The 20,740-nt window shown below is 61.1% G+C and carries 22 protein-coding genes and 1 pseudogene; 17 read left to right on the top strand and 6 right to left on the bottom strand.

Going from position 1 to position 20,740, the window contains the following annotated elements; all coding sequences use genetic code 11:
• The first annotated feature begins 41 nt into the window (after window positions 1-41).
• The 5 genes from CER19_RS09130 to CER19_RS09110 all read left to right on the top strand — a co-directional run bounded on the left by CER19_RS09130 (window position 42) and on the right by CER19_RS09110 (window position 5,803).
• Window positions 42-815: a molecular chaperone gene (locus CER19_RS09130; RefSeq protein WP_116666182.1), complete on the top strand. Its 774-nt coding sequence runs from the start codon at window positions 42-44 to the stop codon at window positions 813-815.
• Window positions 816-821: 6 nt separating this feature from the next.
• Complete coding sequence (locus CER19_RS09125; protein ID WP_116666181.1) at window positions 822-1,580, top strand: molecular chaperone; 759 nt, start codon at window positions 822-824, stop codon at window positions 1,578-1,580.
• A gap of 145 nt (window positions 1,581-1,725) precedes the next feature.
• Window positions 1,726-4,314: a fimbria/pilus outer membrane usher protein gene (locus CER19_RS09120; RefSeq protein WP_116666180.1), complete on the top strand. Its 2,589-nt coding sequence runs from the start codon at window positions 1,726-1,728 to the stop codon at window positions 4,312-4,314.
• Window positions 4,314-5,270 (top strand): fimbrial protein, encoded by a 957-nt coding sequence (locus CER19_RS09115; RefSeq protein ID WP_116666179.1) that lies wholly within the window; start codon window positions 4,314-4,316, stop codon window positions 5,268-5,270. Before CER19_RS09120 ends, CER19_RS09115 begins: the two co-directional genes overlap by 1 nt.
• A gap of 17 nt (window positions 5,271-5,287) precedes the next feature.
• Window positions 5,288-5,803 carry a fimbrial protein gene (locus CER19_RS09110; protein ID WP_116666178.1) on the top strand — a complete coding sequence of 172 codons (516 nt, stop codon included), beginning with the start codon at window positions 5,288-5,290 and terminating at the stop codon, window positions 5,801-5,803.
• A gap of 94 nt (window positions 5,804-5,897) precedes the next feature.
• Here CER19_RS09110 and CER19_RS09105 read toward each other — a convergent pair whose 3' ends face one another.
• The 3 genes from CER19_RS09105 to CER19_RS09095 form a co-directional block, all read right to left on the bottom strand.
• The gene (locus CER19_RS09105) at window positions 5,898-6,836 is read right to left on the bottom strand and encodes a phasin family protein (RefSeq protein WP_116666177.1); all 939 of its coding nucleotides are present in this window, start codon (window positions 6,834-6,836) and stop codon (window positions 5,898-5,900) included.
• 12 nt (window positions 6,837-6,848) lie between these two features.
• Window positions 6,849-7,271 (bottom strand): phasin family protein, encoded by a 423-nt coding sequence (locus CER19_RS09100; RefSeq protein ID WP_034125563.1) that lies wholly within the window; start codon window positions 7,269-7,271, stop codon window positions 6,849-6,851.
• A gap of 103 nt (window positions 7,272-7,374) precedes the next feature.
• A complete protein-coding gene (locus tag CER19_RS09095; protein ID WP_034125562.1) occupies window positions 7,375-7,650 on the bottom strand; it encodes a polyhydroxyalkanoic acid system family protein in 276 nt (91 codons plus the stop codon).
• 145 nt (window positions 7,651-7,795) lie between these two features.
• On the opposite strand from CER19_RS09095, the gene ubiE reads away from it, so the two are divergent.
• From ubiE to CER19_RS09040, 12 genes and pseudogenes are all read left to right on the top strand, one after another.
• Complete coding sequence (gene ubiE / locus CER19_RS09090) at window positions 7,796-8,566, top strand: bifunctional demethylmenaquinone methyltransferase/2-methoxy-6-polyprenyl-1,4-benzoquinol methylase UbiE (protein WP_003171186.1); 771 nt, start codon at window positions 7,796-7,798, stop codon at window positions 8,564-8,566.
• Window positions 8,566-9,189, top strand: a complete 624-nt coding sequence (locus CER19_RS09085; protein ID WP_116666176.1) for an SCP2 domain-containing protein — start codon at window positions 8,566-8,568, stop codon at window positions 9,187-9,189. The genes ubiE and CER19_RS09085 overlap by 1 nt, the downstream gene beginning before the upstream one ends.
• A complete protein-coding gene (gene ubiB, locus CER19_RS09080) occupies window positions 9,186-10,790 on the top strand; it encodes a ubiquinone biosynthesis regulatory protein kinase UbiB (protein WP_116666175.1) in 1,605 nt (534 codons plus the stop codon). Before CER19_RS09085 ends, ubiB begins: the two co-directional genes overlap by 4 nt.
• Before the next feature lie 41 nt (window positions 10,791-10,831).
• Window positions 10,832-11,224, top strand: a complete 393-nt coding sequence (gene hisI / locus CER19_RS09075) for a phosphoribosyl-AMP cyclohydrolase (RefSeq protein WP_003187884.1) — start codon at window positions 10,832-10,834, stop codon at window positions 11,222-11,224.
• A gap of 2 nt (window positions 11,225-11,226) precedes the next feature.
• A complete protein-coding gene (locus tag CER19_RS09070; protein ID WP_003187881.1) occupies window positions 11,227-11,559 on the top strand; it encodes a phosphoribosyl-ATP diphosphatase in 333 nt (110 codons plus the stop codon).
• Between the two features lie 26 nt (window positions 11,560-11,585).
• Window positions 11,586-11,864 (top strand): twin-arginine translocase TatA/TatE family subunit, encoded by a 279-nt coding sequence (locus CER19_RS09065; RefSeq protein WP_003187877.1) that lies wholly within the window; start codon window positions 11,586-11,588, stop codon window positions 11,862-11,864.
• A 10-nt stretch (window positions 11,865-11,874) separates the two neighbouring features.
• A complete protein-coding gene (tatB, locus tag CER19_RS09060) occupies window positions 11,875-12,282 on the top strand; it encodes a Sec-independent protein translocase protein TatB (RefSeq protein WP_116666174.1) in 408 nt (135 codons plus the stop codon).
• Window positions 12,279-13,070 (top strand): twin-arginine translocase subunit TatC, encoded by a 792-nt coding sequence (tatC, locus tag CER19_RS09055; RefSeq protein ID WP_116666173.1) that lies wholly within the window; start codon window positions 12,279-12,281, stop codon window positions 13,068-13,070. The genes tatB and tatC overlap by 4 nt, the downstream gene beginning before the upstream one ends.
• The gene (locus CER19_RS09050) at window positions 13,067-13,774 is read left to right on the top strand and encodes a 16S rRNA (uracil(1498)-N(3))-methyltransferase (protein WP_116666172.1); all 708 of its coding nucleotides are present in this window, start codon (window positions 13,067-13,069) and stop codon (window positions 13,772-13,774) included. The genes tatC and CER19_RS09050 overlap by 4 nt, the downstream gene beginning before the upstream one ends.
• Window positions 13,775-14,000: 226 nt before the next feature.
• A pseudogene (locus CER19_RS29390) lies at window positions 14,001-15,059 on the top strand (methyl-accepting chemotaxis protein); the annotation flags it as partial.
• A complete protein-coding gene (locus CER19_RS29385) occupies window positions 15,045-15,917 on the top strand; it encodes a methyl-accepting chemotaxis protein (RefSeq protein ID WP_370694792.1) in 873 nt (290 codons plus the stop codon). The pseudogene CER19_RS29390 and the gene CER19_RS29385, both read left to right, overlap by 15 nt.
• 135 nt (window positions 15,918-16,052) lie before the next feature.
• Window positions 16,053-17,960, top strand: a complete 1,908-nt coding sequence (locus CER19_RS09040; RefSeq protein WP_116666170.1) for a methyl-accepting chemotaxis protein — start codon at window positions 16,053-16,055, stop codon at window positions 17,958-17,960.
• Window positions 17,961-18,073: 113 nt separating this feature from the next.
• On the opposite strand, the gene CER19_RS09035 is transcribed toward CER19_RS09040, so the two are convergent.
• The 3 genes from CER19_RS09035 to CER19_RS09025 all read right to left on the bottom strand — a co-directional run bounded on the left by CER19_RS09035 (window position 18,074) and on the right by CER19_RS09025 (window position 20,688).
• Window positions 18,074-18,808: an amino acid ABC transporter ATP-binding protein gene (locus CER19_RS09035; protein ID WP_116666169.1), complete on the bottom strand. Its 735-nt coding sequence runs from the start codon at window positions 18,806-18,808 to the stop codon at window positions 18,074-18,076.
• Complete coding sequence (locus CER19_RS09030; protein ID WP_032893984.1) at window positions 18,801-19,760, bottom strand: amino acid ABC transporter permease; 960 nt, start codon at window positions 19,758-19,760, stop codon at window positions 18,801-18,803. Before CER19_RS09030 ends, CER19_RS09035 begins: the two co-directional genes overlap by 8 nt.
• A 130-nt stretch (window positions 19,761-19,890) precedes the next feature.
• Window positions 19,891-20,688: a transporter substrate-binding domain-containing protein gene (locus CER19_RS09025; RefSeq protein ID WP_116666254.1), complete on the bottom strand. Its 798-nt coding sequence runs from the start codon at window positions 20,686-20,688 to the stop codon at window positions 19,891-19,893.
• Between the last annotated feature and the right edge of the window lie 52 nt (window positions 20,689-20,740).

The raw sequence follows: 20,740 nt of genomic DNA, 5'->3' as shown, positions 1-20,740 counted from the left end.
CTGCGCAAGCAGGCTTCTCCCTGAGTAGAAGAGACCAGACGATGAACATCAAGGCCCGTCTTACATCTGCCGCCTGTGTGTCTGGTGCGATGCTGCTGTGCACGCTGACCGCCGACGCAGGCGTCATTATCCACGGCACACGGGTGATCTACCCTGCCGAACGGCAGGAGGTGATCGTGCGCCTTGAAAACAAAGGGACCCGCCCGGCATTGGTACAAACCTGGCTGGACGATGGCGACCGGTACTCGACAGCTGCCACCGCAAAAGCGCCGCTGAGTACTTCCCCTCCGATCTTTCGTATTGAGCCGCACCAGCAACAGGCGCTACGTCTGCGCTACTCGCGTGAGCCTTTGCCTGCCGATCGCGAAAGCCTGTTCTGGCTGAATGTACTGGAAGTGCCGCCGAGTGCCACAAAAGGTGAAGAAAACAACCAGATCGAATTGGCGTTCCGCACCCGTTTGCGCGTATTCGTGCGCCCACAAGCGTTGCCCTATCCGGTGGCAAGCGCAGCATCCAAACTGCAATGGAAACTGGTCTCCCAGGACCACGGCTATGCCCTGCAAGCCACCAACCCGACGCCTTACCACATCTCGCTCGCTTCCATCGAATTGCTCAGCGCCGGCCAGCGCTTTGCCAAAGCGCCGAATCAGAACGCCAACGACAGCCTGATGCTGCCGGCCGGTGACGTAAAACGCTTTGCGTTGCCACTACTGCGTGAGTGCCCGCGTGCGCCGGCCAAGGTTGAGTTCACCAGTGTCAGCGACTTCGGTGCCCGCGTGAGGCACTCGGCGGCGCTGCCCGCGTGCACGGGGTAAACCATCATGAATGCACTTTCGGTTGTGGCGCAGACCACGTTGCTGGCCTTCACGCTGCTGGGCGCAACGGCGCTACAGGCGAGCGTGATCATCAACAGCACGCGTGTGGTTTATCCGCAAAACGACAAAGAGGTCACGGTCAGGCTGGAAAGCAAGAACCAGGCACCGGTACTGGTCCAGACCTGGCTGGACAATGGCGATGAACAGTCGACGCCGGACGTGAGCGGCATTCCTTTTGTGGTGACCCCGCCGATCTTTCGCATGGAACCAGGCAAGCAACAGGTGGTGCGCGTGGCCTATACCGGCGAACCCTTGCCAACGGCACAGGAAAGCCTGTTCTGGTTCAACCTGCTGGAGGTGCCCTCACAGTCCCCGGGCGCGCAACAGGGCAATCAACTGCAGTTGGCATTCCGCTCGCGGATCAAGCTGTTCTACCGCCCGCAAAACCTTGCGTACGGGGTCGAAGCCGCGCCCGGAAAACTGCAATGGCGACGCGTGTCGAGCGCCCAGGGCCAGGGCCTGGAAGTGTTCAACCCAACGCCCTATCACGTGACCTTCGAAGCCGTCGACGTGCTGGATTCCGGGCAACGGCACGCACGCAAACCCGCGTCTTCAGGCAGCGAGAACATGGTACTGCCCGGTGGCCGCATTCGCTTTGAGCTGCCCACGCTCAAGTCTGCGGCCAATGCCGCCGTCACCGTGGAGTTCCAGACGCTTGATGACTTTGGCGTGAAGGTCGCCCACAGCGCCAAGGTCCCGCCATGACCGCCAAGGTACCCGACCTTCCAGCGTAGCGCGCCCTGAGCGGCGCCTTCCACGCTCCCCTTTCTTTATGTCGATGCCCATGGATTCGGGTAGGGATTCCCTACGCCGAGAGTTGGCTGACACCTGCTTTTCGAGAACGCTGAACATGAGTTTCAACACGCCAGCCGGCGTAAAATATGGCCCCCCGGCACGTCATCGCTTCAAGCTGACCGTGCACAGCCTGCTGCTGATCTGCGGCACTCATACTCTCTGCGCCCACAGTGCCGAGCAAGTGGAGTTCAACCCGGCCTTTTTTCCCGGTGCCAAGACGGGCCTGCAGGTCGATATCACCAAGTTCAACCAGGGCAACATCATCCTGCCCGGCAGTTACCGCGCCGATGTACATCTGAACGGCCAGTGGATCGGGCGTGAAACCCTGTCCTTCTCCAAAATCGCAGGCCAGGACACCGCGCAATTGTGCCTGGAGCGCCTGGCATTGCTCAGGTTTGGCATCACCGTCGATAGCATCGAGGCCGCCACCCTTTCCAACTGTGCCGACATCGCCAGCTACCTGCCCGGCGCCAGCAGCCAGTTCGACTCGGGCGAAAGTCGCCTGGACCTGCAAATTCCGCAGATTTATCTGGCCCGCCAGCCACGCGGCTATGTTGACCCGCAACATTGGGATGGCGGCGTGACTGCCGCGTTTGTGCGTTACAACGCCAACACCTTCACCACGCGGACCAACGGGCGCACCCTGGGCTCCAGCTACCTGGGCCTCAATACCGGGCTCAACCTGGGCGACTGGCACTGGCGCCACAATGGCAGCTACAGCCGTACCCATACTGCGTCGGACTATCAAAGCAGCGCCACGTATGTGCAGCGGGATTTGAGCGCCTTGAAGTCCCAGTTGATGCTTGGCGAAATCTATACCCCCGGCGAGCTGTTCGACAGCGTGCGCCTGCGCGGCGCCAGCCTGTCCAGCGATGACCGGATGTTGCCCGACTCGCTGACCGGCTTTGCTCCGGTGGTGCGCGGCGTTGCAGAGACCAACGCACGGGTCACTGTGCGCCAGCGCGGCGTGCTGCTGGATGAAGTTTCGGTGGCGCCCGGCCCGTTCGTACTCAAGGACCTGTTCCCCACCGGTTACGGCGGCGACCTGAACGTCACTGTGACCGAAGCCGATGGCCGTACCCGCGAGTTCATCGTCCCCTTTGCCGCCAACGCCCACCTGCTGCGCCCCGGCTACAGCCGTTACTCGTTGAGTGCCGGGCTGCTCGATGAAATCGGCCTGCACCATCCGCCCAGAGTGATGCAGGCCACCTACCAACACGGCCTGAGCAATTTGCTGACCGGTTATACCGGCGCCGTGATAGGCGAGGACTACCGCTCGCAGTTACTGGGTGCTGCGTTCAACACGCCGTTCGGTGCACTGTCGCTGGACGTGACCCAGTCCAACGCCCATCTGCCTGGGCATGGCTCACGCGATGGGCAAAGCGCACAGCTGCGCTACAGCAAGAATTTCGCCACCACCGGTACTCATTTCGCCCTGGGCGCCTACCGCTATTCCACCGAAGGCTTCTTGAGCGTGAGCGATGCGGCGCACATCCGCGACCTCGCCCTGGACGGGCTCAAGCTTGACCGTGTGTCGCGCCTGCGCGACCGGATGGACATCAGCCTCAATCAAAGCGTGGGCGACGGCTCGGTATACCTCACCGGTTCCTCGCAAAACTATTGGAACCGCAACCATGGCAACCTGACATTCACCGCCGGCTACAGCGGTGCATGGAAGGGGCTGCACTACACCGTCAGTGCACAGCGCACCCGTGACTTGCTGAGTGAGCGCGTCGACAAGCAGTTGGACTTCACCGTGAGCTTGCCCCTGGGCAGCGGTGCACGTACGCCGACCTTGACCACCACTGCCTACCGAGGCGATCGGAGCGGCGGCGAGCGTATAAGCCTGGGCGGCACGCTCGGCGAGCGCAATGAGTTGAGTTACGGCGTCAGCAGCAGCCGCGCCCAAGGCAGCGGCTACGCCACCAGCGCCGATATGAAATACCAGACATCACAGGGCGCGCTATCGGCAAGCTACGGGCAGAGCAACGCCTACCAGTCGACCTCCGTGGGCATGACCGGCGGCGTGGTCGCCCATCGTGGCGGCGTGACCTTTGCGCCGGAACTGGGCGACACCATCGGTCTCGTTCAGGCACCCGACGCCCTCGGCGCACGGATCAATAGCAACCACAGCGCTCAGATCGGCAAAAGCGGTTATGCCGTGGTGCCCCATCTCACACCTTACCGCCAGAACGTGGTCGAGCTGGACCCCAAGGACCTGTCCGTCGATGTAGAGCTCAAGACCGCCGCCCAGAACGTCGCGCCCCGCGCCGGCTCAGTGGTGCAGTTGCAGTTCGAAACCATCAGTGGCCAAGCCGTGCTGATCACGGCGCTGCGTGAGGATGGCAACCCACTGCCGTTCGGTGCGGACGTATTCGACGAGGACGGCGCGAGCGTCGGCATCGTTGGCCAGGGGGGCAAAGCGTTTGTCCGCGTGGCGCACACACGGGGGCAACTGACCGTCAAATGGGGCTCGCACCCTGACACCTTATGCAAGCTGCATTACGCGCTGGGCAAGCGCCCCAAACCAGACGCGGCCAACCGCGTACGCCATCTGAACGCAGGCGTCTGCCGTAGCGAAGCCTCCATTGACGTGCAAGCAGCGCCTGTCGACAAACACTCCATGACTGCTCGGAATGCATGATGAAGACATCAATCAGATTCATCTCGACGTTGCTGGTACTCGGCCTGCCGTTCGCCGCGCAAGCAGAGTGCGATAGCTATATGAACTCTGCCCACGGCCTTTCCCTCCCGGGCACTATCACCGTTGCGCCCGACCTGCCCGTGGGGAGCGTCATCACCCAGCAAGCGTTCAGCGGTGCGGTTCCCGGCCGCTTCATGAACTGCCGCAGCTTGACGCTGATACAAATTGCCTCACGCAGTTACATGCAGCAATTGCCCAGCCTGATCTATCAGACCGAGGCTGCGGGCATCGGCATGCGTATAAAAATCACCGATGCCCGTCCAGTCACCAACTTCTACGCGCTTGACAATGCCGTTACCCACCTGCCCAGCGGAACCCAACCCATCTTCACCAATGCCGAGGCAATCTTCTACAAAACCGGGCCGGTGACCGGGGGGACCGTGCCTGCGGGAAGCCTCTACAGGTACACGATGATGACCCGAATCGGACAGATCCTGGGCCGCTTCGAGCTCAATCTCAACAATTCGATCACCTTCGTCAGCCCCGTCGCCACCTGCGACCTCGCGGCCGGAGATGTCAACCGCACCGTCACGCTCGACCCCGTGCAAGTCAGCGCTTTCGACGCCAGCCCCTACGCCGGCGCGCGCAACTTTGAGCTGACAGCCAATTGCAGCGACGCCGCCAACGTCACCTTTCGTTTTTCCGGCCCGCCTTCGCCCGAAAACGACCTGCTCTTTACCAACACGGGCACAGCCGGCGGCGTAGCGCTGTGGTTGTACTCACGGGTCAACGGCACTAACCGAACCATTCCTGCCAATGGCAGCGACAACGAACGCACGCTGGTTGTTTCCGGCAATCGCGCGGTATTGCCACTCGGCGCTGCGTACCACAAAAGCGGCACGGTCGGCCAAGGCACGCTGATCAGTACCGCTACCGTCAACATCACCTACAACTGAAACCCTGAGGATTAACGATGCATCTCTCAACACTGCCCCTGCTATTGGCGATCACTGCAAGCCTGGGCGCTCCTGTCGCCTTCGCTGCTACCACCGGCACCCTGACCTTCCAAGGCGTGGTCAACGCGGGCACGTGCAACCTGATCGCCGGCGATGTAAACCGCACCATCACGTTGCCGCCCGTCAAAGTGTCGGACTTCGATAGTGCCGACTCAGCAGGAGAACACGATTTCGAGCTTGCCGCCGACTGCGACTCTGACGTCAAGAACGTGATCTTCCAATTCGCTGGCACACCCTCCGCCGGCAACGCAGAGCTCTTTGCCAATACGGGAACTTCGGGCGGCACCGCTCTTTGGCTGGCCAGCGCAGGCATCATCCCCGCCAACGGTACTGAGGCCCAGCGTAGCCGTACGGTTGCCACGAGCAGCAGCAAGGCGGTACTTCCACTCAAAGCGGCTTACCACAAAACCGGCGAGGCGATTTCCCACGGCACGCTGGCCAGTGCCGTCACCGTTTCGATCACTTATAACTGATGGGCTGGGTGTAGCGCCTCGCGACGCCTGATTGTTGCGGACCATAAAAAATGCCCGACCTTTATAGGCCGGGCATTTTTCTGTCCCGCAGAAATCAGGACTGACTGGATGACGTCGGGGTTACCGGCGTTGCCGTCGGGGTAGCAGCGGTGGGCGGCGGCGCGGACACCGAATTGGCTGCAGAAGCAGTCGGAGCCGGCTTGGCCGCCACGGCAGGCTTTGGCGCTGCTGGCTTTTTCGCCGCCGCAGGCTTTTTGGCCACCGCAGGTTTTGCCGCAGGTTTCGCTGCTGCTGGTTTGGCGGCGGATTTTGCCGCAGCGGGTTTGGCGGCAGGTTTTGCGGCAGGTTTTGCAGCGGACTTGGCAGCAGCCGGTTTAGCCGCAGGTTTCGCTGCTACTTTCGCGGCCACTGGCTTGGCGGCAGGTTTGCTGGCCGGTTTGGCCGCAGCTGTTTTGGCCGCAGGCTTGGCTGCAGGTTTCGTCGCGGCTTTGGCTGGCGCCTTGGCCGCAGATTTTGCAGCCGGTTTAGCGGCAGCTTTAACCAGAGGCTTGGCAGCGGCTTTGGCTGCGGGTTTTGCAGCTGCGGTTTTGGCCGCTGGTTTTGCCGCTGGTTTTGCCGCGGCGGTCTTGGCGGGAGCCGCTTTGGCGCCGGTGAGTTTTTCGATTTGCTTGGTCAAGGTATCGACCTTGCTGTGCAGCGCCTTCAACTCCGCCTTGCTCGGTACGCCCAGTCGCGAAATAGCACTGTTGAGGCGCTTATCGAAAGTTTCTTCCAACTTGCCCCAGGTATCCGAAATGCTCGACTTGGCGGAACCCGCGCTCGCCTTGGCAGCGTCGACTTTTTTACCAACCGTGCTCTTGGTCAACTTCTCGGCCTTCTCGCCGTCTTTAACCAGGGTCTCGAAGAGTTTGCTACCGTCACTGTCGATCTTCGAGTACACGCCTAAACCAGCGAGCCAGATTTTGCGGGAATATTCTTCAACTTTCCCGACCCACGAGCTGCCTTCTTTCTGAGTAGTCTTTTTAACAGCCATCCCGATGTCTCCTTAGTGTTTACGCGCGACACGTTCGAGCAATGCCGTCAGCTCTTCGAGCTTAGCAGAGAGTGTCTCCACGTCATGTTTAGACGCAATGCCGATCCGATTCAAGGCACTGCCGACACGAGTATCAAAAGCTTTTTCAACTTTATCCAGTTGAACTTCAACCAGGCCTTTGACGCCGGAGACGTTACTCTTTACTTGGTCAATCTGACTGTTGGCGGCATCAAGTTGTTCAACTACAACTTTTTTACCTTTACTTTCAACACGTTGGCCGCTTCTAACGAGTTCCTTGAAGTACTCGCCGCCCTCGCTGCCGACCTTGGCGTAGGCGCCAAGACCCGCCAGCCAGATCTTGCGGGCATAGCTTTTAACCTCACTCAAGGGGGTGGTCTGAACGTCGATTTTTTTCTTCAAAATAACTTTGGCCATGGTGCACCTCACACAGAATTGGGTGGCGGACGGCCCGCAAGAGTTGAGGGCTTGGGCACAAAGTAGGGTTTAAAATTAGAATCGGCACCCTAAGCCAGCCGTATCAGGCAAGGGCCTTATCCAGGGCTTTTTCGATTTCGGACTTGATCGTGCCACTCATGGCCGACATCAACAGGCCAAGTTCCACATCAATGCGCAGCGAATCATCGGCCACCAACACCGTGCCTTTAACCCCGGAGCGCTTGAGCTTCAGGGTGTCGCCAGCCCATGAAGACTCCACGCCATATTTATCCTCGAGTTTGCGCGCCAATTGCTCAGCCTTGGCCCGCGCCTGTTCTTTTCCCAGGGTATGTTCACGCTCAACGGTAATACGGGCCATTGCAATGACTCCTCTTTATAACGACTCAGAACACCCGCCATGCGGCAAAAGGTCTCGATGAGCGCCTATCTTACCTGCAGCCTTGCCAAGACAAAGTAGGCCTTGGGGATTATCATGTCCCGCATTCTCTTTTGGTGACAGCGATATGACTGATCAGCGCAAAGGCAGCGATGCCGAACCCACCACTCACTTCGGCTTCAAGAACGTCCCGGAAAGCCAGAAAGCGGAAAAAGTCGCTGAGGTGTTCCACTCCGTGGCGGCCAAGTACGACCTGATGAACGACGTGCTCTCCGGCGGCATGCACCGCCTGTGGAAGCGCTTCACCATCGAGTTGTCGGGCGTACGCACCGGCAACCGGGTGCTGGACATCGCCGGGGGCACGGGCGACCTGGCCGCCAAGTTCTCCAAACTGGTCGGCCCCACCGGTCAGGTGGTTTTGGCCGATATCAACGGTTCGATGCTCAAGGTCGGCCGCGATCGCCTGCTCGACAAAGGTGTGGCCGGCAATATCGAGTTCGTCCAGGCCGACGCCGAGAAGCTGCCGTTCCCCGACAACCATTTCGACTGCGTGACCATCGCCTTCGGTCTGCGCAACGTCACTCACAAGGAGGACGCGATCCGCTCGATGCTGCGCGTGCTCAAGCCGGGTGGCCGCCTGCTGGTGCTGGAGTTCTCCAAGCCAACCAACGCGCTGATGTCCAAGGTCTACGACACGTACTCCTTCGCCTTCATGCCGTTGATGGGCAAGCTGATCACCAACGACGCCGAGAGCTACCGCTACCTGGCCGAGTCGATCCGCATGCACCCGGACCAGGAAACCCTGAAGTCGATGATGGTGGAGGCCGGTTTCGACCGCGTGACCTACCACAACATGACATCCGGCATCGTTGCCCTGCACCGCGGCATCAAGCCCTGATGCTGCTGCAAGGTCTTCTCGCCAGCGTCGAGCACGGCCTCAACCGTGTACTGCGCCTGGACAGCACCGCCCTGGCGCGGCTCGCGCACCTGACCGGCAAAGTCATTGCCGTCGACTGCCGCAGCCCCGCCTTGCAGCTGTTTATCCTGCCCAGCGATGAAGGCCTGCTGCTCGCCACTCAATGGGCCGCTGAGGCCGATTGCACTCTGCGTGCGCCAGCCTCAAGCCTGTTGCACCTGGCACTGAGCCGCAACAAGACCGCCATCCTCCACAGCCCCGAGGTGGAGCTGGAAGGCGACAGCGCGGTGCTGATGGACCTGGCCGCCGTGCTGCAGGACCTGGAGCTGGATTGGGAATACGAACTCTCGCGCTGGATCGGCCCGGTCGCCACCCAGTTGCTCAGCGGGCACCTGCGCAGCCGCTCGCGCTGGTACCAGCAAGGGTTCGCCAGCCTGAACCAGAACCTCGCCGAATACCTGAGCGAAGAATCGCGCACCCTGGTCGGGCAACGGGAAGCGCAAGCGCGCTTTCGTGAGCTCGACAAGGCCAAAATCGACCTGGAACGCCTCGAGGCCCGCTTCGAACGCCTGAGCCGCTCCCTTGATCCAAGCGATAACGCATGAAGCTGCTCGCCGTCCGCCGTTTGTTTCGTATCCAGCGCGTCGTAATCCGCTACCGCCTCGATGACCTGCTGTTTGCCCTGCCCCTGCCCTGGTTCCTGCTGGCGGTGCGTTATGTGCTGCCGTGGCGCTGGTTGCCGCGCAAACAGCTGGAGCTCAGCCGAGGCGCGTGCCTGCGCTTGGCGTTGCAGGATCTGGGGCCGATCTTTATCAAGTTCGGGCAGATCCTCTCCACCCGCCGCGACCTGCTGCCTGAAGACATCGCCGACGAACTGATGCTGCTGCAGGACCGTGTGCCGCCTTTCGATTCGCAGCAGTCGATGGCGCTGATCGAAGAACAACTGGGCCAGAAGATCAGTGAGGTGTTCAGCCGCTTCGATGTCGAGCCCCTGGCCTCTGCCTCTGTCGCGCAGGTCCACGCCGCACAGCTCAAGACCGGCGAAGAGGTGGTGGTAAAGGTGATTCGCCCGGGCCTCAAGCCGATCATCGGCCAGGACCTGGCGTGGCTGTTTATCCTCGCCCGCGCGGCCGAACGCTTCTCTGCCGATGCGCGCCTGCTGCACCCGGTGGATGTGGTCGCCGACTACGAAAAAACCATCTACGACGAGCTCGACCTGCTGCGCGAAGCGGCCAATGCCAGCCAATTGCGACGCAACTTCGAAGGCTCGCAACTGCTATACGTGCCGCAGGTGTATTGGGACTGGTGCCGGCCAAAAGTGTTGGTGATGGAGCGCATCTACGGCGTGCAGGTCACCGACCTTGCGACCCTGGCCGACCAACGCACCGACATGAAGATGCTGGCCGAGCGCGGTGTGGAAATCTTCTTCACCCAAGTGTTCCGCGACAGTTTCTTCCACGCCGACATGCACCCGGGCAACATCTTCGTCAGCACCGTCAACCCGTGGAGCCCGCAGTACATCGCCATCGACTGCGGCATCGTCGGCAGCCTCACCCCCGAAGACCAGGATTACCTGGCGCGCAACCTGTTTGCCTTCTTCAAGCGCGACTACCGTCGAGTGGCGCAGTTGCACATTGATTCGGGTTGGGTGCCGGCGGAAACCAAGCTCAACGAATTCGAGGCGGCTATCCGTACCGTCTGCGAGCCGATCTTTGAAAAACCGTTAAAAGATATTTCCTTCGGTCAGGTACTGATGCGTCTGTTCCAGACCGCGCGGCGCTTCAATATGGAAGTACAGCCGCAGTTGGTATTGTTGCAGAAGACCCTGCTGAACATCGAAGGCCTGGGCCGCCAGCTGTACCCGGACCTCGACTTGTGGAACACCGCGCAACCCTTCCTGGAACGCTGGATGCGCGAGCGCATGAGCCCCAAAACCATGCTGGGCAACCTGCACAGCCAGTTCGAACAGCTGCCGCACCTGGCTAACATGACCCGCGACCTGCTGGAGCGCATGTCCCAGCCCCACGCCAAGGACCCTGAGCCACCGTGGCGCAAGCGCAAGGACGACTGGTTCCTGCGCCTGCTCGGCGCGGCGCACCTGGTGGGCGGCGTGATGCTGGCGATTGGTGGGCCATTGAACCAGCTGGGCCATTGGCCAGCGGGCATCATGGTCGCCGTGGGTGTTTATCTGATCGTGCGTCGATAGCCCATCCGGTTATACACTGTCGCAAATTGCCGGAGCCGAACATGAAAGACTGGCTGGATGAGATCAAGTGGGACAGTGACGGCCTGGTGCCGGCCATTGCCCAGGACTACAAGACCGGGCGCGTGCTGATGATGGCCTGGATGAACCGCGAGGCCCTGAGCCTCACCGCCGCTGAGCAGCGCGCCATCTACTGGTCACGTTCGCGTGGCAAACTGTGGCGCAAGGGCGAAGAATCGGGGCACGTGCAGACCCTGCATGAGCTGCGCCTGGACTGCGATGCCGACGTGGTGATCCTCAAGGTCGAACAGATCGGCGGCATTGCCTGCCACACTGGCCGCCACAGTTGCTTCTATCGCGTGTTCGAGAATGGCGAGTGGAAGGTTGTGGAGCCGGTGCTCAAAGACCCGCACGCTATCTACCCAGCAGGACACTGAACATGAGCGATACCCTGAACCGTGTGGCCCAGGTGCTGGAAGACCGCAAAGGCGCGGATGCCGACAGCTCCTACGTCGCCAGCCTGTATCACAAAGGTCTGAACAAGATTCTGGAAAAACTCGGCGAAGAATCCGTCGAGACCATCATTGCGGCCAAGGACGCGCAAATCAGCGGTGATTACAGCGATGTAATCTATGAGACCGCAGACTTGTGGTTCCATAGCCTGGTGATGCTCGCCCAACTGGGGCAGCACCCACAGGCCGTGCTGGATGAACTGGACCGTCGCTTCGGCTTGTCCGGGCACGCCGAGAAGGCGTCGCGCCCGTCCGCCTGAATAACTAAGACTTGAGGATTTGAAGCATGGGCATTTTTGACTGGAAACACTGGATCGTCATTCTGGTGGTGGTGGTATTGGTGTTCGGCACCAAGAAACTCAAGAACCTGGGCACCGATGTGGGCGAGTCCATCAAGGGCTTTCGCAAAGCCATGAACGATGATGAAAAGCCAGCCGAGCCAAGCGCCAACCCGGTGCCACCGGCCCAGCCTGTTCACCCGCAGGCCACCCAGCCGATCACCGAGCGCCGTACCTTCGATGTGCAGGCTGAAAAGGTCCAAGAGCCGACCCGCAAAGACTCGTGAGCACTGACTAATGTTTGGTATCAGCTTCTCTGAACTGCTCCTCGTCGGCCTGGTGGCCCTGCTGGTACTGGGGCCGGAACGCCTGCCCGGTGCCGCACGCACCGCCGGCTTGTGGATCGGGCGCCTCAAGCGCAGTTTTAACGCGATCAAACAGGAAGTTGAACGGGAAATCGGTGCCGACGAAATCCGCCGGCAATTGCACAACGAGCACATCCTCTCGTTGGAGCAGGAAGCCCGCAAGATTCTTTCCCCGGTGCAAGAGCCGGCCAAGCCGGTAACGCCGGTGGCCGAGCACAGCATCGCGCCAGCCTCTGTGGCCGACGCCGCACCGGCAGCTCCCGCCCCAACGACGCCCGCGCCGACGCCCGTTGCGTCGCCCGCCCCCCATGACCCTACATTGCCGCCGCGAGCCCCATGAGCGCTGATAAACCGGAAAACGACCAGCACATGCCGCTGGTCTCGCACCTCACCGAGCTGCGTACCCGCCTGCTGCGTTGCGTGGCTGCGATCTTCATCATCTTTGCCGGGCTGTTCGCCTTTACCCAGCAGATCTACACCTTCGTCTCGACGCCCCTGCGCCAGTACCTGCCGGCCGGCGCGACGATGATCGCCACCGATGTGTCGTCGCCGTTCCTGACGCCCTTGAAGCTGACCATGATGGTCTCGCTGTTCCTGGCGATCCCGGTGATCCTGCATCAGATCTGGGGTTTTATCGCGCCAGGCCTGTACAAGCACGAGAAGCGCATCGCCGTGCCGTTGCTGGTGTCGAGCATCCTGCTGTTCTACACCGGCATGGCCTTCGCCTACTTCCTGGTGTTCCCGCTGATCTTCAAGTTCTTCGCCGCCGCTACTCCGGCGGGCGTGGAAATGATGACCGATATCACCAGCTACCTCGATTTCGTGATGACGCTGTTCTTCGCCTTCGGCGTTGCGTTCGAAATTCCGGTGGCGGTGGTGTTGCTGGTGTGGATCGGCGTGGTCGACGTCAAGTACCTGAAGAAGATCCGCCCGTACGTGATCATCGGCTGCTTCGTGGTCGGCATGATCCTCACGCCGCCGGACATCTTCTCCCAGACCTTGCTGGCGGTGCCGATGTGGATGCTGTTCGAAGTGGGCATCCTGTTCAGCGGCTTGATCAGCAAGCGCGGCGAACACCCGGATGACGCACCTGCCGACGACGACCAGCCGCCAGCGACCCAGTCGTGAACCTGTTGTTGCTCGAAGAGGCCGACTTTATCGCGGCCGACCGCGTAGTGCTGCGTGATCGGCGCCTGGTGCATATGCAGGAAGTTCACCGCGCCGCCGTCGGTGACACCCTGCGCGTGGGCCGCATTGGCGGGCTGATGGGCAATGCCCAACTGCTGCGCCTGGAGGCCGCTGAAGCCGAATTGCAAGTGAGCTTCGACCAACCGCCACCGAGCAAACTACCCCTGACCTTGCTGCTGGCCCTGCCCCGCCCGAAGATGCTGCGCCGGGTGCTGCAAACGGTGGCGGCCATGGGCGTGCCCAAGGTAGTGCTGGTCAACAGCTACCGGGTGGAAAAAAGCTTCTGGCAAACCCCGTTCCTGGAGCCTGAAGCGGTGCGCGAGCAACTGATCCTCGGCCTGGAACAAGCGCGGGACACGGTGCTGCCCGAGATCATTATCGAGAAACGCTTCAAGCCGTTTGTGGAAGATCGTCTGCCGGCCATGGCGGCGGGCACTTTGGGCCTGATCGGCCATCCGGGCGATTACCCGGCCTGCCCCCGGGCCCTCGAGGAACCGGTGACCCTGGCAATCGGCCCGGAAGGCGGCTGGATTCCCTATGAAGTGGACTTGCTGGCCAAGGCGGGTTTGCAGCCGGTGCAAGTGGGTGCGCGTATTTTGCGCGTCGAAACCGCCGTAACGGCCCTGCTCGCACGCCTGTTCTAACCCCCCGCAGATCAAGCGATCATCTCGCCTTCTGTAGGAGCGAGCTTGCTCGCGAAAAACTCACAGGCGCCGCGTTTACTCAGGAAGCACGCGTTATCGTGGGCGTTTTTCGCGAGCAAGCTCGCTCTTACAGCATCGGCGTTTAGATGTGCATAGCTACAGAATCCCGCGCCCGTGCCGATAGCCTTTGAATAAGTCCAAGCCTTGTTCCAGGGGAGTTCGCAGCATGTATCGTTGGTTAGCCGAGAAGTTGGGGAATGTAAGCGTCAACCGCAAGCTGAGCGTCGGCTTTGGCCTGGTGTTGCTCCTGACGCTGTTGATCACCTTTACCGGCTGGGCCGGCCTGGGGGATGTGATCAGTCGCGGCGACAAGCTGGGCTTCATTTCCAGCCTCAATGGCCTGACCAAAGACCTGCGCCTGGCCCGCCTGGACTTCGATATGCGCCGTGGCGAGCAAGGCACCGACGCAGTCACCAGCCTGATCACTCAGCTGGACGACGGCCTTAAAACTGCCGCGCAGTTAATCGAACAACCCAATGACAAGGCTCTCGTCGAACAGCAACAGGAAGCTTTGAGCCAATACAAAAAAGCCTTTGCTGCCATAGTCCAGGCGGGCCTCAAGCGTGAGGGTGCTCGCAGCAAGCTCGGCGACACCGCCGACAATGCCGTGGCCAAAACCAACGAGATTGAAAAAAACCTGCTGCAAGGCGACAGCGTCACCCAGTTCAACAGCGTGGTTGACCTGAGCAAGCTGATCCAGCAAGCACGCTTCCAGGTACGCGGTTACACCTACAGCGGCAAGGTCGAAGCCGAGCAACCCGCCCTCGACGCTATCGACAATGGCCTGAAGAAAATCACCGAACTGCAAGGCCAGCTACCGGCGCAATACCAGGCCAACCTGCAAGAGGCCGGTGTCTCACTGCAAGCCTATCGCGCCGCCGTCAGTCAATACCGAGACTCTCAGGTGGCCAGTGCCGCAGCTCTCAAAATCATAAGCGCCCAGGGCGATATCCTATTGGGCCATAGCGAGAAGCTCACCACCTCGCAAACCGCAGTGCGCGACCATGATGTGGCCCAGGCCAAGTACTTATTGCTACTTGCCACTGTACTGGCGGTGGCGTTCGGCCTGTTCGCAGCCTGGGCCATCACCCGCCAGATCGTCATCCCCCTGAACCAGACCCTCAAAGTCGCCGAGCGCGTGGCCTCCGGCGACCTGAGCCACAACCTGGAATCGGGCCGCCAGGACGAACTGGGCCAATTGCAGCGTGCCATGCAAAGCATGACCGTAGGTCTGCGCGAGTTGATCGGCGGGATCAGCGACGGCGTCACCCAGATCGCCAGCGCCGCCGAGCAGTTGTCGGCCGTGACCGAACAAACCAGCGCCGGGGTCAACAGCCAGAAGGTCGAGACCGACCAGGTGGCCACCGCCATGAACGAGATGGCGGCCACCGTGCAAGAAGTGGCGCGCAATGCCGAAGAGGCCTCGGAAGCCGCCGTGGCAGCCGATCAGCAAGCCCGTGAAGGCGACCAGGTGGTGGGTGAAGCCATCGCCCAGATCGAGCGCCTGGCCACCGAGGTGGGTAATTCCACGGTGGCCATGGGTGAACTCAAGCGCGAAAGCGACAAGATCGGCAGTGTGCTCGACGTGATCAAATCCGTGGCCCAGCAAACCAACCTGCTGGCCCTTAACGCCGCCATCGAGGCGGCGCGTGCTGGTGAGGCCGGGCGCGGCTTTGCCGTGGTGGCCGACGAGGTGCGCAGCCTGGCCCAACGCACGCAGAAGTCCACTGAAGAGATCGAAGAACTGATCGTCGGCCTGCAAAGTGGTACCCAGCAGGTGGCAACCATCATGGACAACAGCCGCGGGCTGACCGAGAGCAGTGTTGAGCTGACGCGCCGCGCCGGCCACGCGCTGGGCAATATCACCCGCACCGTCTCGACCATCCAGGCGATGAACTCGCAGATCGCCACCGCCGCCGAGCAACAAAGCGCCGTGGCTGAAGAGATCAACCGCAGCGTGTTGAATGTGCGCGACATCTCTGAGCAAACCTCGTCGGCCAGCGAAGAAACCGCATCATCCAGTGCCGAACTGGCGCGCCTGGGGATCTACCTGCAGACCCTGGTGGGGCGCTTCCGGGTCTGAATTACCCTACGCGGCGGCTTACCAAAGCCGCCGCAACTTGTGAAATTTCCTACGCAGTTATCAGCCCTCCACGGCCGCGAATCGAATTAGCGTTTCAGGTGTTGCGAAATGCTTTCTCTGATTCGGAGGTTCACCATGTTTTCTCGGCTGACCCGCGTGCTGGTCAATGCCAGCGTCCGCCTCAAGCTCGCCCTGGGTTTTGGCCAAGTGCTGATCCTCAGTTTCCTGATCGCCGCTACGGGCTGGCAAGCCTTGAACGCCGTGCTTTACCGATCCAATAGCCTGACGACCCTGGGTCAATTGGCCGTCGACGCCGAGGCCATGCGCGCCGACCGCATCGTGTACCGCACCCTGACAGACAACGATAGCCTAGGCAAAATGGCCGCGAGCATTGAGCGGATCGACCAGCACCTGGCCGACCTTTCAAACCGCCTGAAAGACCCGGCTGACCTGCAGCGACTTGATGAAGCCAAACGTCTTGCAAGCAACTTCAAAGCCGCGCTGACGCAACTTCCACCCTTGATCGAACAGCGCGAGCGCATCCGCCCGGTGCTGAAAAAAATCGCCCTGCAAGCCAGCGATACCCTCGCCCAATTTTCCAGTGACCTGCCTGACCAGAACGACGAAAAGGCCCTTGATGCCATTGAGCAACTACGTCAGGCCATGGAGCTTGCCGAAGATCGCGCCCAGAGCCCCGCCTGGGCCGCGCAATCGCTGGGAATGTATGCAGAGGCCATCGGCAAGGCGCTTGACGCTCTGGAGATCGCGCAGGGCGCTGTCACAGCGCTGCCAGTGGATTCAGCCCTGCTCAAGGCCGACCTGGCCACCTATCGCGAGCAGTTGATCAAGCTCAAGGAAGCCCAGCTCAACGTGGAGACTGTGCAAAACCGCTTCGAACAAGAACTCAATGACCTGCGCGAGAACAGTAACCTGCTGAGCCACAGCCAGAACACTAAGCGAAACAGCGAGGCGGACCACACCCGTACGTTGCTGATCAGCGTGACGGTGGCAGCCCTGGCATTGGGCGCGCTGGCCGCCTGGTGGATCGCCCGACAGATTGCGGTGCCACTGCGGGAAATCCTTGGCGCCGCCCATCGCGTTGCCGAGGGCGACCTCAGCCATGACATGCCGGTAGACCGTCGCGACGAACTCGGCCAATTGCAGCAAAGCATCGGGCAAATGACCCGCAGCCTGCGTAGCCTGATCAGCAGTATCGGTGACAGCGCCCGGCAGATCGCCGGAGCGGCCACGCAGTTATCCACCGTCACCGAGCAGACCCGCAGCGGGCTCAACGAGCAGAAAGATGAAACCGACCAGGTGGCGACGGCAATGAATGAAATGCTCGCCACTGCCCAGGAAGTGGCGCGCCACGCCGAACGCGCCTCGGTAGCGGCCAATGAGGCCGACCAGCAGGCCGGCGCCGGTGAGCAGGTGGTCACCCAGGCGGTGGAGCAGATTGGCAACCTGGCCAGTGAAATGGCGCTGTCGGGCCGTGCGATGCTCGCGCTGCAACAGGAGAGCCAGAAGATCGCCAGTGTGCTGGACGTGATCAAGTCTGTTTCTCAGCAGACCAACCTGCTGGCCCTGAACGCCGCCATCGAAGCGGCACGTGCGGGCACTGCCGGCCAAGGCTTTGCGGTGGTCGCCGACGAAGTGCGCAGCCTGGCCCAACGCACTCAGGAATCGGCCGAGGAGATCGAAGGGCTGATCCTCGGCCTGCATAACGGCACCCAACAGGTGGCGGACATCATGGACAGCAGCCGTAACCTGACCGACAACAGCGTCGCCCTGACCCGCGACGCCGGCGACGCCCTGATCGCCATTGCCCGCACGGTATCGATCATCCAGGAAATGAACCCGCAGATCGCCGCCGCAGCGGAACAGCAAAGCGCTGTGGCCGAGGAGATCAATCGCAGTGTGTTGAAGGTGCGGGACGTGTCGGAACAGACCGCCGCCGCCAGTGAAGAAACGGCAGCGGCGAGTGTTCAGTTGACGCGGTTGAGCCTGGATTTGCAGACGCTGGTCGACAAGTTCAAGCTCTGAAACACCACCACTGTAGGAGCGAGCTTGCTCGCGAAAGACCCAAGGCCGCCGCGTTCATTCAGGGTGCGCGGCGTTATCGTTGACGTTTTTCGCGAGCAAGCTCGCTCCTACAGTCATAGCACCTGGCGCAGGAAGGCCTGGGCACGCGGGTCTTTTGGCGCATTGAAGAACTCGGCCGGGGCGGCGTCTTCCAGCAGTTTGCCGTGATCGAAAAACAACACCCGGTCTGCCACTTCCCGCGCAAAGCCCATCTCGTGGGTGACGCAAACCATGGTCATGCCTTCCAGGGCCAGGGTCTTCATCACGTCGAGCACTTCACCGACCATTTCCGGGTCGAGGGCCGAGGTGGGCTCGTCAAACAGCATCACCTTGGGCTCCATGGCCAGGGCTCGGGCAATGGCGACCCGCTGCTGCTGGCCGCCAGACAGGCGCGATGGAAACTCGTGGGCCTTCTGCGCAATACCGACCTTTTCCAGCAGCGCCAGGGCCTTGGCCTCGCGCTCTTGCTTGCCACGCTTGCGCACGACCTTTTGCGCCAGGCACAGGTTTTCCAGCACGGTCATGTGGGGGAACAGGTTGAAGTGCTGGAACACCATGCCGACTTCACGGCGGTAGGCATTCACGTCGGTTTTAGGGTCGGCCAGTTGCAGGCCGTCGATGCTCACCGAACCCGAGTCGAACTCCTCCAAGCCGTTAAGGCAGCGCAGGAAGGTGGACTTGCCGGAACCCGAGGGGCCGATCACCACCAGCACCTCGCCCTTGGCCACTTGGGTGGTGACATGATCCACCGCGCGCACCACCTGCCCACGGGTATCGAAGACTTTTACCAGATCGCGCACTTCAATCACTTTGGGCGAGCCTCCGCTCAAGCCGGCTGGCCATCTTCGACAGCGGCAGGTTGATCAGCAGGTACAAGCCCGCCACACAAAACAGAATTTCAAACGGCGAGAACGAGGTGGTGATCACTTCGCGGCCGCTCTTGAGCAACTCGGTAATCGCGATCACCGACACCAGTGAGGTGTCCTTGACCAGGCTGATAAATTGCCCGGCCAGGGGCGGCAGCACGCGCTTGAAGGCCTGAGGCAGTACCACGTGACGCATCGACTGGCTGGCACTCAAGCCCAGGGAGCGCGCCGCTTCGTCCTGGCCACGGGTGATGGACTGCACGCCGGCGCGCACGATTTCTGCCACGTAGGCACCCGTGAACAACGACAGCGCGGCAATCCCGGCAAACTCCCGGGACAGGTTGAGCACCGTGCCGATGAAGAAATAGAAAATGAAGATCTGCACCAGCAGCGGCGTGCCCCGCACCAGCTCGACGTAGATTGTCGACAGATCACGCAAGGTGGGGTTTTTCGACAGCCGGCACAGCCCGGTCGCCAAGCCAATCGCCAAACCCAGGATGCCGGACACCACCGACAGCCACAGCGTGGTCCACAAGCCCCACATCAACGGCCCCAATGCCCATTGCCGGGTCACGCCGACCACATCGCCTTCAGCCACATCGTCGCCGCGCGCCACTTGCAGGCTGTTATCGGCGACTGTGAGCTTTTGCTCCACTCCGGCGTCGTTGCGCAGGGTGACTTCGGCCGTATCGCCTTTGCGCACCAACTCGACCACGGTGGAAATATCCGCGGCGCGCTGGGAGGTCTCGGCTTGATAGGCGAAGTATTGGGGGACGCGGTTCCAGCGCCATTCGTAAGACATCAACGACGTGGCGTAATACAAGGCACCCGCCAGGCCGACCAGCACGACCACCGTCAGCAGGTGCCACGGCCATTGGGCTTTTTTCTGTTTCATTTCACTTTCCGCATAGGTGTCGCCTGATAGGCCGCCATCGCGGGCAAGCCCGCTCCCACAGGTTGATGTGTGAATACACTCAAATGTGGGAGCTGGCTTGCCTGCGATACAGGCAACTCGGTGTCAGGCCTTATTCCATGTCCTTGAGCCACTCGGAGCTCTTGAACCACTTGTCATGGATGCGATCGTAGGTGCCGTCGTTACGGATCTGGTGCAGGAAGTTGTTGATGAAGTTGATGCTGTCGTAATCGCCTTTCTTCAAACCGAACGCCAGGGGTTCAAAGGTGAAGGGTTCTTCCAGGAACACCAGCTTGCCGTTCCCGACTTTCTTCTCGGCCACCACGTTGTACGGTGCGTCGTAGACGAACGCGTCAGCCTTGCCGTTGACTACGTCGAGCACGCCTTCCTGCTCATTGTCGTAGCCGTGGTACTTGGCCTTGGAGATCAGCTTCTTGGCAACCATCTCACCGGTGGTGCCGAGCTTGGAGGTCAGGCGGTACTTCTCGTCGTTCAGGTCTTTGTAGGACTTGATGGTGCCTTCCAGATCCTTGCGGATCAACAGCGTCTGGCCGACCACGATGAAGGGTTCGCTGAAATTCAGGCGCAGGTTGCGTTCCTGGGTCAGTGTCATGCCGCTGCCGATCATGTCGAACTTGCCGGTCAGGAAGGCCGGGATGATGCCGTCGTAACCGGTGGATACCAGCTCCAGCTTGACGCCCATGGACTTGGCCATGGCCTTGAGGATGTCGACCTCGAAACCGATGATTTCACCGCGCTTGTCGGTCATTTCGAACGGCATGTAGGTGGGGTCCATGCCGACCTTCAACGTGCCACGCTTGACTGCCTCATCAATGGCGCCGGCCTGGGCCGCGGTGGCGGCGACCAGCGCGGTGACGCCGAGCATCAGCATCGAAAGATACTTTTTCATCATCAAGACCCCTGAACGATTCTTGTAAGGTGGGCGCACAAGAGGGCTGCGC

The sequence above is a fragment of the Pseudomonas sp. GL93 genome, assembly GCF_003408955.1.
Classification (GTDB): domain Bacteria; phylum Pseudomonadota; class Gammaproteobacteria; order Pseudomonadales; family Pseudomonadaceae; genus Aquipseudomonas; species Aquipseudomonas paracarnis.
This window is presented reverse-complemented; position numbering and strand designations above follow the sequence as displayed.